At 25.0% G+C, this 16479-nt stretch carries 15 protein-coding genes; 7 read left to right on the top strand and 8 right to left on the bottom strand.

Features of this window, described 5'->3' with window-relative positions:
* Positions 1–17: 17 nt before the first annotated feature.
* The 4 genes from UPA3_RS00365 to UPA3_RS00350 all read left to right on the top strand — a co-directional run bounded on the left by UPA3_RS00365 (position 18) and on the right by UPA3_RS00350 (position 3367).
* Positions 18–1088: an iron ABC transporter permease gene (locus tag UPA3_RS00365; protein WP_006688599.1), complete on the top strand. Its 1071-nt coding sequence runs from the start codon at positions 18–20 to the stop codon at positions 1086–1088.
* A 4-nt stretch (positions 1089–1092) separates the two neighbouring features.
* On the top strand, positions 1093–1968 hold the full coding sequence (locus UPA3_RS00360; protein ID WP_006688512.1) for an ABC transporter ATP-binding protein: 876 nt from the start codon (positions 1093–1095) through the stop codon (positions 1966–1968).
* A gap of 90 nt (positions 1969–2058) precedes the next feature.
* Positions 2059–2715: an MPN555 family protein chaperone gene (locus tag UPA3_RS00355; RefSeq protein ID WP_006688618.1), complete on the top strand. Its 657-nt coding sequence runs from the start codon at positions 2059–2061 to the stop codon at positions 2713–2715.
* Between the two features lie 19 nt (positions 2716–2734).
* Positions 2735–3367 carry a winged helix-turn-helix domain-containing protein gene (locus tag UPA3_RS00350; RefSeq protein WP_269207880.1) on the top strand — a complete coding sequence of 211 codons (633 nt, stop codon included), beginning with the start codon at positions 2735–2737 and terminating at the stop codon, positions 3365–3367.
* 46 nt (positions 3368–3413) lie between these two features.
* Here UPA3_RS00350 and UPA3_RS00345 read toward each other — a convergent pair whose 3' ends face one another.
* Positions 3414–4295, bottom strand: coding sequence for a phosphate acyltransferase (locus UPA3_RS00345; protein ID WP_006688802.1), 882 nt, complete (start codon positions 4293–4295; stop codon positions 3414–3416).
* 87 nt (positions 4296–4382) lie between these two features.
* Here UPA3_RS00345 and pepF point away from each other — a divergent pair, with 87 nt between their 5' ends.
* From pepF to UPA3_RS00330, 3 genes are all read left to right on the top strand, one after another.
* A complete protein-coding gene (gene pepF / locus UPA3_RS00340; protein ID WP_006688614.1) occupies positions 4383–6209 on the top strand; it encodes an oligoendopeptidase F in 1827 nt (608 codons plus the stop codon).
* A 24-nt stretch (positions 6210–6233) separates the two neighbouring features.
* Positions 6234–6500 carry a hypothetical protein gene (locus UPA3_RS00335; RefSeq protein ID WP_006688619.1) on the top strand — a complete coding sequence of 89 codons (267 nt, stop codon included), beginning with the start codon at positions 6234–6236 and terminating at the stop codon, positions 6498–6500.
* A gap of 167 nt (positions 6501–6667) precedes the next feature.
* On the top strand, positions 6668–7144 hold the full coding sequence (locus UPA3_RS00330; protein ID WP_006688445.1) for a nucleoside 2-deoxyribosyltransferase: 477 nt from the start codon (positions 6668–6670) through the stop codon (positions 7142–7144).
* Between the two features lie 287 nt (positions 7145–7431).
* On the opposite strand, the gene lysS is transcribed toward UPA3_RS00330, so the two are convergent.
* The 7 genes from lysS to secG all read right to left on the bottom strand — a co-directional run bounded on the left by lysS (position 7432) and on the right by secG (position 16422).
* A complete protein-coding gene (lysS, locus tag UPA3_RS00320) occupies positions 7432–8913 on the bottom strand; it encodes a lysine--tRNA ligase (RefSeq protein ID WP_006688759.1) in 1482 nt (493 codons plus the stop codon).
* A 109-nt stretch (positions 8914–9022) separates the two neighbouring features.
* Complete coding sequence (locus UPA3_RS00315; protein WP_006689028.1) at positions 9023–9817, bottom strand: hypothetical protein; 795 nt, start codon at positions 9815–9817, stop codon at positions 9023–9025.
* Positions 9818–9876: 59 nt separating this feature from the next.
* Positions 9877–11673: an ABC transporter ATP-binding protein gene (locus UPA3_RS00310; protein WP_006689063.1), complete on the bottom strand. Its 1797-nt coding sequence runs from the start codon at positions 11671–11673 to the stop codon at positions 9877–9879.
* Positions 11648–13387, bottom strand: coding sequence for an ABC transporter ATP-binding protein (locus UPA3_RS00305; RefSeq protein ID WP_006689082.1), 1740 nt, complete (start codon positions 13385–13387; stop codon positions 11648–11650). The genes UPA3_RS00310 and UPA3_RS00305 overlap by 26 nt, the downstream gene beginning before the upstream one ends.
* 19 nt (positions 13388–13406) lie before the next feature.
* The gene (smpB, locus tag UPA3_RS00300) at positions 13407–13832 is read right to left on the bottom strand and encodes an SsrA-binding protein SmpB (RefSeq protein WP_006688578.1); all 426 of its coding nucleotides are present in this window, start codon (positions 13830–13832) and stop codon (positions 13407–13409) included.
* 199 nt (positions 13833–14031) lie between these two features.
* Positions 14032–16197 (bottom strand): ribonuclease R, encoded by a 2166-nt coding sequence (gene rnr / locus UPA3_RS00295; RefSeq protein WP_006688547.1) that lies wholly within the window; start codon positions 16195–16197, stop codon positions 14032–14034.
* Positions 16198–16422 carry a preprotein translocase subunit SecG gene (gene secG / locus UPA3_RS00290; protein WP_006688648.1) on the bottom strand — a complete coding sequence of 75 codons (225 nt, stop codon included), beginning with the start codon at positions 16420–16422 and terminating at the stop codon, positions 16198–16200.
* Positions 16423–16479 lie beyond the last annotated feature (57 nt).

Here is a 16479-nt window from a genome sequence, read left to right as displayed (position 1 = left end):
AAAAAAAACGAGAATCAATGAAAATTAATCAAAAAACGAATTTAAAGCAAAAGCATTTTTATTTAATTAAAAATCTTAATTATAAACAATCTGTAATCATTAAAATGGCAGGACTAATTCTCATTGCCATTTGTTTTGTTTTTTTAACATTAGCAATTTATTTTGATACCACTAATGGTTTTGAAGCATCGATCAATCAATTTAATTTTAATATTCGTGGTCCTAAAACTTTAATGGCCTTTTTTTCAGGAGGAGCAATTGCTGTAGCTGGATTATTATTACAAAAAGTTACACGTAATCATTTAGCAGATACGTCAGTTTTAGGTATTGGTTCATTAAACATCATTTTAATGACAGTATATTTAATTCTTATTAAAGATAAAACAAGCAGTTATTTAAATCCTGAAATGCGAATTTTACCCTTGGTGATGTTTTTATCATCAATTTTTGGAACAAGTATTGTTTATACATTATCAAAATTAGGAAGAGCTAATAATGAAAAATTTATTATTATCGGAATTGCTTTGAATTTTTTATTTGAAGCGATTTCCGTGGTTTTAATTAATCCTGCTAATAATTCATTGTTCTCCAATCAAGATAAAAATTTAATGATTGCTTTTGAAAATATCAAAAATTATACTTTAGGAATTATTCCAAATTCGCAATATATTGATTTATCATTAGTAATCTCTTGCTCAGTATTAATTGCATTAACATTGATTCCAATTTGATTTTTACGTAAAAAAATTGATTTATACGAAACAAGCGCTGCTTTAGCATCAACAACAGGAATTAATATTGAGCGTTTAAAAATTAGTATTTATTTACTAGTGGCTTTATTAGCAGGATTAGAAATTGTTTTAGTTGGTTATATAGCTTTATTAGGAGTTATTGGCGCTAGCGTTGCACGTCAATTATTTGGTAATAGAACAGGTATTACAATGTTTGCAGCATTTTTAATCGGCGCAACTTTAGTGTGTTTTGCGTTATTAATTTCGGTTAATTTTAATACACAAGTACCAGTTGGTTTTTTATCAACAACAATTATTACACCTTATTTTATGTATCTAATTGTGAGAGGAAAATAAAAATATGTTTAAAATTTTTGCTAAATACTTTTGCAATCATCAATTAGATCGGAATCAAATTATTAATGCAAGTAAAAACGACGCTTTAATTATTAATAATTTATCTTATAGATATCACAAAAAACTTCCTGAAGTTTTAAAAAATTTATCATTTAGTATTAAAAAAAATTCATTTACAACAATTTTAGGACCAAATGGATGTGGTAAGTCTACAACAGCGAAAGCGATTGTTAAATTATTAAAACTTAAAAAAAATATTATTAAAGTGTTTGATAGAAACATTAATGAATTAAGTTTTAAACAATTAGCACAATTAATTTCTTACATTCCTCAAAGTATTGAAATTCCCCAAGGCACTCGTGTTATTGATTTTATTACGTTTGGTCGTAATCCATATTTAGGATTTAGTGGTATTTTAGGAAAAGAAGATAAATTAATTATTGATTTAGTAATTAATGAAATGCAACTGCACGATTTAAAAGAAAAATTTATGCAAGAATTATCTGGTGGTCAGCGCCAAAAAGTTATTTTAGCATTGTGTTTAGTTCAAGATACTCCAATTATTTTATTAGATGAACCAACTACATATTTAGATATTAAAAATCAATATGAATTACTTGAATCACTAAAAAAATTACAAATTTTACGTCAAAAAACAATTATTGCAATTTTACATGATATTAATCAAGCTATTCAATATAGTGATGAAGTTTTTGTCTTAAAAAATGGGCAAATCTATGCAAATGGTAATCCAAATGAAGTTATTACTAAAGAGTTATTAAAAAACGTTTATAACATTGATGCTCAAATTGATATTGTTGATAATCAAAAAATTGTTCATAAGATTAAAGTTAAAGATTATTTATCAAATAGTGAATAATATTTTAGTAATTAAAGTAAATAAATTAAAATATTATAATATACGTGTATTAAACTCATGATTTATTTGATAACTAAAAGGAAATAATATATGAATTTTAAAAGTACCATCGTTAATAAAAAACCGATTGATTGGAAACACACAATTGTTTTAGAAGAATTAAATGTTGATCCTAAAGCATTAGAAATGCATAAAGAAAGAATTAACACAGTTTTTGCAAAACAAACTGAAGAACAACGTTCTCAACAATTACATAACATTATTGTTCGTGAAAATTTGTTTAATAAAGCAATGACATATCTTGCTGATTTTTATGAAATTGATGTTAATGAAGAAGATATTAAAGATTTAGCACCACGTATTAAACAAGCATTTGGTGTTGAAGATGAAAAGTTAGCTTATGAAATTGCACAAAAAATCATCGCTAAAGCACTAATTTTTCAAGATTTACAAAAAGAATTTACAATTGAAATTAAAGATGAAGAATTAACAAAAATACTTGAATCATACTATGAAGAGACAAACTTATCAATTCGTGACTTTAAAGAAAACAAAGCACAATGAGAAGCTGCAAAATCAACATTATTAGAAGAAAAAACAACAGCGTTTATTGTTGATAAATTTGATCGTGATTTATCAATTCTTGAAGCTAATATTCGTAAGAAAATAGCTGAACAAATGGAACTTGATAAAAAGATAAAGGAAATACAAGACAATAACAAATCAAAACAAAACGCTGACAAATAAAACTTACATTGTTCGCTATATTATCTTAAAAATAGCTATGGATCAATATAAAATAAATGAATTGATTCCTAGTGAGTATAAACTAGCAAGTTATTTTAATTGTGGACGAATCACTATTCATAATGCTTATGAAGTATTAAAAGTTTTAGGCATTGTAACAACAATCAAAGGAAGTGGTTATTATGTTTATTCAAGTATTGATCACTTTACTAACAAGGCTTTTGCTAATTTATACAAAACCATTGATAATATTAAATACGAACAATTTCTAATTGATTTTGAATATCATGGTAATAAGTTTAATTCAATCACTAAATTTAGTTTAATTAAAAATAAAAAAATAATTGCAGTATCATACTATATAACACCAAATAATATGGATTTAGAACAATTCGATACTAATAACATTAATATTAGTAAACAATTAATTCTTTCTGGTTTTGATGATTTTTTTAATGTAAAAACACAAATTAATTATGAGAATATTAATTTATTAAAATCAATTTTAGAAGATGAAAATATTAAATTTAACACACCAATTATTTTAAATAAATTAACTTCATCATCATTAAAAGTAGAATTATTAATTTTAACACACATTAGCAAAGAATATTTTGATTATGAAGAGACTAATAAATTAATTATTAATTAAAATCAGCCACTAAAGTATAAAATACTTAGCTTTAGTGGTTTTTAATTTAAGTTAAATCTGTTAAAAAAGCCACGCATAATAAATAAGTTGTTGCAATAATTTCATCACTACTTGCTGAACGACTAATAACACTAACTTTTGTTAAGATATTACTAATATATGTACCGACTGTTAAATAATTAAGTTTTGTTTGATAAATTTTAAAAACAGTATTTGCAATACTTATATTATCAAAAACATAATGATTAATATGGTATTGATGGATATTAGGTACTTTTTTATTACGAACTTTTAAATCAACTACAGCATCGAATTGAATTGGGCCAATAAAATCAAAATTTTTATTTTGATAAATAACATCATTTTGACTTAAATAACTAATATATCCCACATGATTGTTTAAAACATCAAAATAATTTCTACTAATTGTGCATGAATATTTTGCTGCATCAATCATTTGTTGTTTATTCAAGTTTAAATTTAAAGCACAATCACTCATAAAAATTAATTCTCGTTTATTAATCATAACCATTGTACTATATGCGATCGAACCGTTAGGATTTTTCAAAATCTTTAAGATACTACTAAAACAAGTTTTTGATGACAAGTTAGCACCCACAATTAAAACATCGATTTTTTTTAAATAACTTAAACAAACAGCAAAATTTAAATTGTCATTAACTGCTATTTGGGCATCATTTCGACTCTCACCTTTTAATTTTCGTAATTCATATCAAATCTCTTCGCATTCATTAATAATTTCTGGTGTTTTAAAAGATGACAAATCTACGATATTAATTAAAGTATCTTGACTTAACATTTTTTTTGCTTTATCAATTTCTAAACTTTGTTCAATAAATAAAACTTTTATTGGTTTTTTTGCTAGATTTTTTAATTTATTTTTTAACTTATTTATAGAACTCAACATGATTTTTTTCCTATTTTTTAGCAATTAACTTTATATATTGCTATTAATAAATATTATAATTATTATATTCGTTATAAGGAGTTTGTAATGGAAAATAAAAAATACGAATGAGATCTTGATGATTTATTAAACAACAAATCATTAGATGATTTATATGCTGAATTTGAAGAAAAAAAAGCTAAATACATTAAAGCTTTTCCAACTTTTTTAGATTCAAAACAAAATTTTGCTCAATGACAAATTTTAGAAGAAGAATTCACAATTGTTGCAAATCGTTTTTATAATTATGTATCAAATAATTTAAATACTAATGTTGTTGATCCAAAATGAAATTCTTGATCACAAAAACTATCAGCTTCTTTTTATGAATTAGAAACAGCATTAAGTAATTATAATAGTGTAGTTTTAGCAAACGAAGCAAAGATTAAAGAATATTTGACAGATTCTCAATTAAATGTATATACACGCAAGTATAATGAAATTTTTCGTTATCAACCACACACATTAAATAATGAACAAAGTAAGTTATTTTCAACATTAATACGTGCTGATGAAGGTTTTTCAACAATTTTTTCAACATATACAAATAATGATATGAAATTTAGTGATGCTATTGATGCAAAAGGTAAAAAACACCCAATTAAGAATGAAGCAGAAGCTTTTGTTCATTTAAAATCAAAAGATCGCGTTTTGCGTAAAAGCGCTTATTTATCAATGTATAGAGCATATTATGATTCACGTGAATCAATTACAAAAATGTTGTACTACAACTATTTATCATTAAATCAACAAGCAAAAGCAAAAAACTTTGATGATTATATTGCTAAAGCAGCATTTGATGATGTTGTTGACAAATCATTAATTACTTTAATTTATGATCAAGTAAAACTTTATAAAGATACAAATGAAGATTATAAAAAAGTACGAAATACATATTTAAAAAAATTAATTAAAGTTTCAAAGATCGAACCTTGAGATAATGGACTACCATTAATTTCTAAAAAAATTGACATTCCAATTGAAGAAGCAAAACAAATGGCTATTGATTCATTATCAATTTTAGGTGATGAATATGTAAGTAATATTAAACGAGCATTCGATGAAAAATGAGTTTCATGATTACCACAAAAAGGGAAACGTGGTGGGGCTTATTCAATTGGTGGCACAAAGGGTATTAGTAAATATTATATTTTAATGAACTATACTAACTCATTACGTGATGTACAAACTATTGTTCATGAATTAGGCCACTCAATGCATTCGTTATATTCTAATCGCACACAAAAAATTTATAGTGATTACAAGATTTTCTATGCGGAAATTGCATCAATTTCAAATGAAGTTTATTTAAACTACTATTTATTAGAAAAATACAAGAACGATCTTGAAATGAAATTAATGATTTTAGATGAAATGATTAGTGGGTTCTTCGCAACAACAACAAGACAAGTAATTTTTTCAAATTTTGAATGAATTGCTAATGAATTAATTAATAGTGGGGCACCATTTACGGCAGATGTTGTTATGAAAGAATATCAAAAACTAGAACTTGAATATACTAACAAACCAATTGTAGAGGATCTAAATTCAATTTATTCATTATCAAGCATTACTCCACTTCGTATTCCTCATTTTTATGTAGGTAATTTTTATGTATATAAATATGCAGTAGGTCAAGTTGCAGCAATTATTTCAGGCCATCGTGTTTTCACTAAAGTAACAGGTGCAAAACAAAAAGTGTTTGATTTCTTATCAAGTGGTGGTTCAAAAGATCCATTAGATACAATTAAATTACTAGGTGTTGATTTAACAAAACCACAAGCATGACAAGAAGCCTTAGAAATTGTTAAATTATGAATTAAAGATTATAAACAAACAATTGCTTTACTAAATAAAAAAAGAAGCAAAAAATAATATTTAAATTTCAAAAGGTTTAATATGAGTGACGAACAAAAAACTAAATTAATAGAATTGAAGCAAAAAGTTAATGATCTTGAGTTTGAATTAGATAAAATTAAAAATGAATTTATGATGAAAATAATCATAGCCGTTATTTTAATCTTTTTTTTAACCATAGTAGGGCTATTTTATTTAATAATAAATTTATCAAGAATTATTAGTTTAAATCAAAAAAGAAAATCATTGGAATTAAAAACCAAAGAATTAAACCACGAAATTAATAAAATAGAAATTTCATTATTGTAATCAAATTAATTAAAATCTATTTTTCGTTTTTCATAAAAAAAGATTGAGTAGTTAACACAGTCAATCTTTTTTTATTTTTAACTTTTGGATTCCAAAAATAAAAAAACTAATAAAAGCAAATTTAAATAATGTTATGATTAACACATTAAATTTTTAGGAGTAAATTCATGAGTAAAAAAATCAAAATTTATTTAGCTGGTCCTTTATTCACCTTAGCTGAAATTAATGATCGAAAACAACAAGCTAGTTTAATTAGAAAAACATTTAAAGATGAATTACCAAATTATGAACTTGATCTTTTTAATCCGATCGAAGTTAACGACGAATTAGGTGCTAATGCACATAAACCAAATATCTTTTTTTATGAATCAGATATTAAATTTATTGATCAAACTGATATCGCAATTATAGATATTGATAACACTGATGATGGCACCATGGCTGAAATGGGTTATTTTGTAGCACTTCAAAAACACGTTAAACCAACGTTAAAAATTTATATTTTAAATACTGATTGAAGAGTTCACAAACACCGCAATGAAGTTTTAAACAAGTTTTTAGATGGTATGATATTATCACATTGCCAATATTTTACTAATTTTACAGATTTACTTAATCATTTATTAATAGAATTAAAAAAATAATTCAAATCAATCAATTATATATATATAGGCACTAGTGGTTTTTAAACTCACACACCTACTTTTTTTTACTATCTGATTGTGATGAATTATAACATTGTATTTGATAGTTGTATTTTTTTATGATAGTTTTAATTTATCATATTTTTTAATTAGTATAAACTTTAACACTTTAGGTTTAACAATTGGAAATAAAAAAAAATACAAAATGTTTGATTTATTAACATTTTGTAGTATTGTTATTAGTTTTTATATATCACCTTTAAAATATTACTAATTCCATTTCAATTTTATTTTGTTTTATCTTTCATGTGAGGAAATAATAAAACATTACGAATACTATCATTACTTGTTAACAGCATTACTAAACGATCAACACCGATTCCCAAACCACCTGTTGGAGGCATACCATATTCTAAGGCCTCAATAAATTCCATATCTAATTCACTTGCTTCGTCATTTCCTAATTTAGCTTCTTCTAACTGTGCGATAAAACGTTCATATTGATCAATTGGATCATTAATTTCACTATAAGCATTAGCAAATTCTTTTTGACAAATAAATAATTCAAAACGATCTACAAAACGAGGATCACTCTGATTCTTTTTAGTAAGTGGAGAAACTTGTAACGGATGACCATATACAAATGTTGGTTCAACTAATTTTTCTTCAACAAAAGTTTCAAAAAAAGCATTAACGATATGACCAAAGTTTTTTTGATGATCTAATAATTTAACATGGTGTTTTTTTGCTAATTCAATTGCTTGTTCATCGCTTTTAACTTCAAAAAAATTAACACCAACATATTCATTAATTAAATCAACCATATGAGCTTTTTTAAAAGGTTTATTTAAATCAATACTAAAACCTCTAAATGTAGGATTTAATAAGTTTAATTTAGTAGCAATATGACGAATTAAATCTTCAGTTAGTTGCATAATATATCATAAATCAACATATGCAATATATAATTCAACTGAAGTAAATTCAGGATTATGAGTACTATCCATTCCCTCATTTCGAAAAATTCTACCTATTTCATATACTTTTTCAAAACCCCCAATAATACACTTTTTTAAAGCAATTTCAGTAGCAATTCTTAAATAATATTCTTTATTTAAAGTGTTATGATGTGTAATAAAAGGACGAGCAGCAGCACCACTTAAAATATCTTGCAAAACAGGCGTTTCAACTTCAAAAAAACCTTTATTATCTAACCAATTACGCATTTCACGTATAATTAAAGATCGTTTTATAAAAGTATTTTTTGTCTCATCGTTAACAATTAAATCTAAATAACGTTGACGTGCTTTAATTTCTTCATCAACCAATCCATGATACTTTTCAGGGAGAACTTTTAGACTTTTAGCAACTAATCGAATGTTTGTAACATTTAAAGTAATTTCATCACTATTAGTTTTCATTGCTACACCTTCTAATTCAATAATATCACCAATATCTAATGATTTAAAAGTTGAAAAAACCTCTGGAGCAACATTTTTTTTATTAATATAAATTTGTAACTTTGCTGAAAAATCTTGAATAATCCCAAAGGTTTGACGTATTCCGATTAAACGACCAGCAAGTGTCAATTTCTCTAAATCCATATTATGTAATTCTTCTTTGCTAAAATTTTTATATTTTTCAGCAAAGTCTTTTAAAAACATACTTCTATCAACTTTTGTTATTAAAAAAGGATTTTTATTTTGGTTTTTTAATTCTTGTAAGTGTGTACGACGGATTAATTCTTGATCACTAAATTTTCTTTCCATAAATAATTTACCTATTATTAAAATACACTATCTTTTTATTATCTCATATTCAAAATTTTAAATAAATATAAAGTGTTTTATTATTAATTTTTTATAGTATTTATAATAATTAATTTAATTGAAAATAAAGTTTATATAAAATTTTTAAATATAAATCTTCAACATAAATAACTTCGCAATCAAAATACTTAAATTCATTATTAATACGATGGTCATTATTCATTGAACGGCACAATTCATTTAAAATCAAATCAAGCAAATAAAGTTTATAAATAGCGTGTTTTTGACGATCAAAAACATTATTTAAATTATTTTGATCAATAAAATAATCGATTGGAGCAAGCATATCGCTTTCTTTGCTACGATGCGCGTATTCATTTAAATACTCATGAAATGATAAGTTTTTACCACCGAATTTATTTTGCTTTATTTCTTCAAAGACCGCATCGCATTTTTCTTCTCTAAATAAGGTATAAGCGAAATTAAAATTTTCATAAAATTTATAATCATCTCAATTACCTAATTGGTAATCGTTAACAATCTCTTTTAATATACTAAATTTATTAGCAATTCATTCATTATCTTTAAAATCAACTATATTTAGAATTTCTAGTTGTTTAAAAACCTCTTTTTGAACAGGTTCATTTAATAAAACAAATTCATAATGAATCTTTCTTGTATGTTTATCATGTTTATATAATTTATAAATAAATTGACACAAAACAATAAAATCTTTTTCATCTAAGTTATTAATAATAAATTGTTTTGCTTCTTGTTGTAGACGTTCAATTTTACGTTCGCGTTGTTTTCTTAATTCAATAAAATAAATATTAAAAGAAATTGATAGTGTTGCAATTAACGAAAGTATACTAATTACTAACGTGGTTATGTCTAACGATGTCATGGAATCTCCTGATTGTTATATATGTATTTAACTACCTTTATAATATCATACTATTGCAATTATTCATTAAAATTTGCATAGTAAAGTTCTTGATAAAAAGGCGAATTCTTAATCAAATAATCATGATTCCCTTGTGCAATAATTTCACCATCTTTAATTACAAGAATTAAATCAGAGTTAATAATTGTTGATAATCGATGGGCAATAATAAATGATGTTCGTCCTTTTAGTAAATTATTAATTGCTAATTGTAATTTATGTTCGGTTTGCGTATCCACAGAGCTTGTTGCTTCGTCTAAAATAATAATTTTCGCATCAGAAATAATAGCACGAGCGATAGTTATTAATTGTTTTTGACCTTGTGATAAGTTTTGTTTTTCATCAATAACTGTAGCATAATCTTTTGGAAATGAAAGGATCAAATCATGAACTTGAGCTTTTTTAGCTGCTGCAATAATTTCTTCTTTTGTTGCATTCATTTTACCTTTTTTGATATTCTCATAAATACTTTCACTAAATAAAAAAGGATCTTGTAAAACAATAGAAATATGTTCACGTACACTTTCACGGGATTTATTTGTAATGTCAACATCGTTAAAATAAATAAAGCCATTATTAATATCATAAAATTTATTAATTAAGTTAGTAATTGTTGTTTTTCCAGCACCTGTGGGTCCAATAATAGCAATTCTTTGGTTCCTTTTGGCAACAAAATTAATATTTTTTAAGGTAGGTGTATTTTTTAAATAATTAAAATTAACATTTTCAAAACGCACTTCAATGCCTTGGGAGGCATCAATTATTAATTTTTCATTTCAATTTATCTCATTAGGAGTTTTAACAATTTCATCAATTTTAGCAAGTGATGTTCTAGCAACGATAAAAATAGGAATAGTATTTGATAATTGACTAAAATTATCACAAAAGAAATTACCAAATAATGAAATACTAACTAAACCACCAAAAGAAATAATATTCGTTGTTGGATCAATATTATTTATAAGCCCTGGCAAATGAATTCCTTTAATAGAAATTAATAAATAAGACACAATTAAAACGGCATTCATTAATCGCATAGAAAAGATACTTCAAGGAAAAATAATTTGAGAACTATATTGAGCTTTAATTCAATTTTTATATAATTTTTTAATCATATTATCTAATTTTTTTATGAAAAAAACTTGTTCATTAAAATTAGCTACAACGTTTTGCCCATAAATCATTTCTTCAATATATCCGTTCATTTCACCAAAATTTTGCCGTTTTATGCGCATTAATTGATGGGATTTTTTAAATATCAAAATATTAAATAGCATTACTAGAACATAAATGACAATTCCAATTAAAGCAATATAAGGACTTGTTATTAATAAAGCAGTTCCAAAACCAATTGCGCCAAATATAGCTTTATTTAACTCAATATAAAAATTAACAATTCCATCTTGTACACTTGTTGGATCACTTAGTGTTTTAGTAAAAATTTCTCCGCTTTTATTAATATCAAAATACTTCATTGGTAAATAACGAATACGATTAATCACCATCATTGATAAATGGGATTCAATCTTAAAAGATATTCGAATGGCAAATTCGTTGATAATTAGTAAAAATATAAATGAGAAAAAATAAATTCCTATCAATCCTGCACACATTTTAACTACTGTATCAACAATACCATTAGCAATAGCATATTTATCAACCGTTTCTTGTAATAAAAAAGTTGCTGCAATAGTTGTTGATAATCAAAAAATAATGGCAATTGACAAACCAATAAATACTTTTTTAAAATCCTTAAAATAATAATAAATTAAATAAAGTTTACTTACAGGTTTATTGGTTTGTAGTTGTTGGCTCATATTCTGCTCCTTTATTTATTTGATGTTGATAGATATTTTTATAAACTGCACAAGTTTTAAGTAATGTCTCATTATTACCAATTCCAACAATCTTACCTTTATCCATTACAATAATTTTGTCACAGTCTAAAATATTATTAATTCTTTGAGCAATAATAATCGAATTCTTAAATTTAATTTGTTGTTTTAGTGCAGTTAAAAACTTTTTTTCAGTGATCATGTCTAATGCGCTAGTTGAATCATCTAGCACTAAAGTTCTTGCGTCGCGCAACAATGCACGTGCCATTGCTAGACGTTGTTTTTGTCCTCCAGATAGATTTTGAGCCCTTTGTGCTATTAGAGATTCTAATTTTTCATTCTTAGATTCAATAAAATCCTTAGCTTGTGCAATTTCAATAACTTCGTTGATTTTGTTTTCATCAATATCCTCTAAACCAAATAATACGTTATCACGGATAGTTCCATAAAAAAGCAAAGGGACTTGTTCATTAAGGCTAAAAGCAGCTTGCAAACTTGTTTTTTTAATATCTTTTAAAGGAATATTATCAATAAATATTTCTCCGCTATTTGGTTCTAATTGATGCATCAGTAATTTAATTAATGTCGTTTTTCCAGCACCTGTGGTTCCAATGATTCCTACGCGATCAGTGTCTTTAATTGAAAAAGAAATATTTTTTACTGCTCATTTTTTTGAATTATGATACCTAAAACTTACATTTTTGAATTCAATATTATTGTTATTAATTTCTTTTGTACCATTATAAACAATTTGATTTTTATAAAAAATTAAATCATTAATTCTTTTAATACTTACTATAGATCTAAAATACTGTTCGCTTCCAAAACCAATTAACGCAATTCCTAAAACTAATAAATTAGTTGATTGCATGATTGATAAAATGTTTGTTGCTTTCATAGAATTAGTACAAATTCCAATAATTAAAATAACCGGAGTAATAACATAAATGATAAAAGTAACAATAGCTATGCTTACTTTACTAATTCGATTGGCAATAATAGATTTAGAAACATTATCTTTTCATTTAAAATCTAATTTTGTTAAAAAAAATGCATCTAATAAGAAAGAACGAATAACTTTTACTCCACTAACATTTTCTAATGACACTTTTGCTAATTCATCATTAGCAACACGCATTTTATTTCAATTTTTAGCATTAAATTTTGAAATAATCATAAAAATAATAATTGTTGATAAAGCCATCAAAACTACAGTTAAAGGGATTTGTCATAAATTACCACTAATAATGAATAATAATATAATTGCTCCAATGAAATAAAAAATTCCCATAATTACAGGTCGTGTTAAAAAGATAATTGTTTTTGAAAGTTCTTCGACGTCTTTTATTGAAGTTGTTAATAAAATTGATTGATTAAATTTTTGTTTATCTGCATATGTTAAGAACATTGTTTTTTCAAAAATTTTCTTTTGTAAACGACTTTCAACAATAATTTGAAAAACGGTTGAAATGTAATTTGTAAAAATAGAAAATATTGCTCATCCTATAGCCATGGCGATTAACACACCGCCATAAATAAAAGCGTCAGCGGTTGTTGATGCATAATTACCATTATTAAGAATTGATAATAAAAGAGGAGAACCAATTACTAATAAAACTTGTACTAAATTTAAAAATAAAATAAAGAAAAATAAAAATTTATGTTTTATTAACAAAATCTTTCAAACACTTTTCATTATAATTCCTCCTTTAATATTAAAATAAACGCGTTTCACGCGCTAAATCTCTTTTTTTTATATCCTCACGTTTATCATGAAGCTGTTTACCTTTTCCTAAAGCAATCTCTATCTTTAGTTTATTATTTTTCCAATAAATTTTGGTTGGCACAATTGTCATATGTTGTGTTTTCACTAAATGTTGAAGTCTAATAATTTCTTTTTTGTGTAATAATAGTTTTCGATTCCGGTATGGATCTTGATTAAAGTTATTACCCTCAAAAAAATTTGCAACATGCATATTTAAAATTAAAGCTTGATTTTTAATTATTTGGACATAAGCTTCATTAATTGAGCAATTAGCACGTGAAATAGATTTAACTTCAGTTCCTTTTAAAACGATTCCACATTCAAAAAAATCTAGTAATTCATAATTTCGACGTGCGTGTTTATTTGATACAATCATTATTAAAAATACTAAAAACCTTTCTTTATTAATAAATTGTAAAGTTTATTAGTTCAAAAGAAATTTTAATCGCAAAAAAGTTATATTTTATATAAAAATGTAACATTTTATGATAATTAGCAATTAAAAAACGACTAAATATTTACTTTAGTCATCTTCTTTGTGTATTATAAATAAATTTTTTTAAGTCTTATATTTTTTATTGTGCAACTAGTTCAAAATCAATTTTTCTTGTAAGTTTGTTAGCTTCAATAACACGTACACGAACTTTATTGCCAACAGTAATAATTTTCTTTCTTTTTTGACCAACTAAAGTCATGTTTTCAGGAATAAAATCATAAAAATCATCTTTTAAATTTTTAATTCTAATTAAACCTTCAATCGTATTTTCGAGTTCAACAAAAACACCAAAACTAGAAACTGTTGTTACCACACCAATAAATTCTTTACCAATATGTAAATTCATATATTCAGCAAATTTAGCAGCATTAACATCACGTTCAGTCTTAACTGCTATAATTTCATTTTTATTTGATTCTTCAGTAATTAACTTCAGTTTATTTACTAATTCTACTCGTTGTTTATCTGTATAACTTTGAGAATCAAAAATAAACATTCATAATAAACGGTGTACAATTAAATCTGGATAACGCCGTATTGGTGATGTAAAGTGTGTATAGTTATCAGATGCTAAACCAAAATGTCCCGTATTAATAATTTCATAAGAAGCTTTAGCCATTGATCTTAATAATAATTTACTAATTAATGGTAAGTTAACATGATTATCATTCATTTTTAGTCAATTTGAAATAGTGTTAGGTTGAATGTTCTCAAAATCATGTGAGATATTGAAACTCAATTTTTTTGCCTCAATTTCAAATTTTTGTAAGTTAATAATTGATGGTTTATCATGAACACGATAGATAAAAGGCATTTCTAAATTAAATTCTTTTAGTGTTTTATCCATGTGTTCTTCAGCAAACATAGTTACAGCCTCATTAGCTGCAATCATAAAATCTTCAACCATCATTTGAGCAGTTTTACGTTCGTAAATTTTAATATCAATAGGGACACCAGTTTCATCTAAAATAATTTTTGGTTCTTTAATATCAAAATCAACATAACCATCTTTAATTTTTTTATTTCTTAAAATATGGTGCAATTCTTTAGCTTCTAATAACATTTCTTTCATAGTTAATGTTGCTGATTCAAAACGTGATTTTCCTTCATAAAAATCATTAACTTCATCATATGACATTTGACGATAATTTTTCATGATAGCAGGATAAACATCTTTTCAACATATTTTTCCATCTTTGTCAATTACCATATCACATGTTATACACATGCGAAACTCACCTTCGTTTAATGAACAAATATTATTAGAAATATTATGCGGAAGCATTGGAATAACACGATCAACTAAATATGTTGATGTTCCCCTTTTAAAAGCATCAGCATCAAGAATGGTGTTAGGTTGTACATAAAAACTAACATCAGCAATAGAAATACCTAAAAAGTAACGTTGATCATTTAATTTTTTAACATAAACAGCATCATCAATATCTTTAGAACCAACAGGATCAATAGAAATAATTTCACGATCAATTATTGAACGTCGAATTTTGTTTTGATGTTCATCAACATAAAATTCTAATTTTGAAGCCAAATCAACAACTTGTGGATCAAAAGTTGGATCAATACCATTATCATAAACGATTGATAAAACATCAGAACCAACATCGTTTTTATGACCTATGATATGAACTAATTCTGCAATAGCATCTTTTGTTGTTTGCGAAATAATTTTAAAAAGAATTTTGTGACCATTAACTAAACCGGTAGTATCTTTTAAATTTATATTTAAGTAAAATAAAGGATCGTCAACAAAAATGTAATAACCACCATTAGGAAGAGTTATAAATTGACCAACATAATGGTCTTTAGCATGCCCAACAATTTCAATTACAGCAGCATCTTGCAGGTTGTTTTTAGGTTCTTTTTTTAACTTTACAAATTTAACTGAATCTTTTTTTAAAGCCCCATTTAAATATTTTTTGTTGACGTAATATTCAATTTCAGTATTATCTTCTTTAATGAAGCCATCACCTTTTGAATTGATAGTAATTATTCCTTGTTTGATCTCGTGATCAAATTCATAATCTAGATAACCAATAACCAATCGATTATTTTCTAATTTTTTAATAGTATTTTCTTGAATTAATAAATCAATTAGTTTATAAACATCAGTTTTATTTAAAGTGGGTATTTTTTCTAACACTTTTTTAGCAAGAATAGCAGCGGGTATTGGGCGCTCTTCCTTAGAAATTACTTCGGTAATAGTTTGTTTCGTAAAATCACTCATCTAGCTCACTCTATAAAAAATTATTATTAAAATCATAACAATTGTTAATAAAAACATAAAGACTTGTAAACCTTTAATTCAACCACGGTCTTTTGTTTTTTTAAAAATTTCTAGATCTTGTCCATTTAAACTTGACAATCCACCAGATGGTGAAGTTCTTGATAATAATAAACCTATTATTAAAGCTAGAACACTAAACAAGATTAAAACAATTGTTAATGCCATATTTTTATTCCTTGATAATTAATAACTATTATTATAACATTTAACAAAATGATAACC

The sequence above is a fragment of the Ureaplasma parvum serovar 3 str. ATCC 27815 genome (genome assembly GCF_000019345.1).
Taxonomy (GTDB): domain Bacteria; phylum Bacillota_I; class Bacilli_A; order Mycoplasmatales; family Mycoplasmoidaceae; genus Ureaplasma; species Ureaplasma parvum.
The sequence above is the reverse complement of the archived record's forward strand: the minus strand, read 5'-3'. Positions and strand labels throughout refer to the sequence as shown.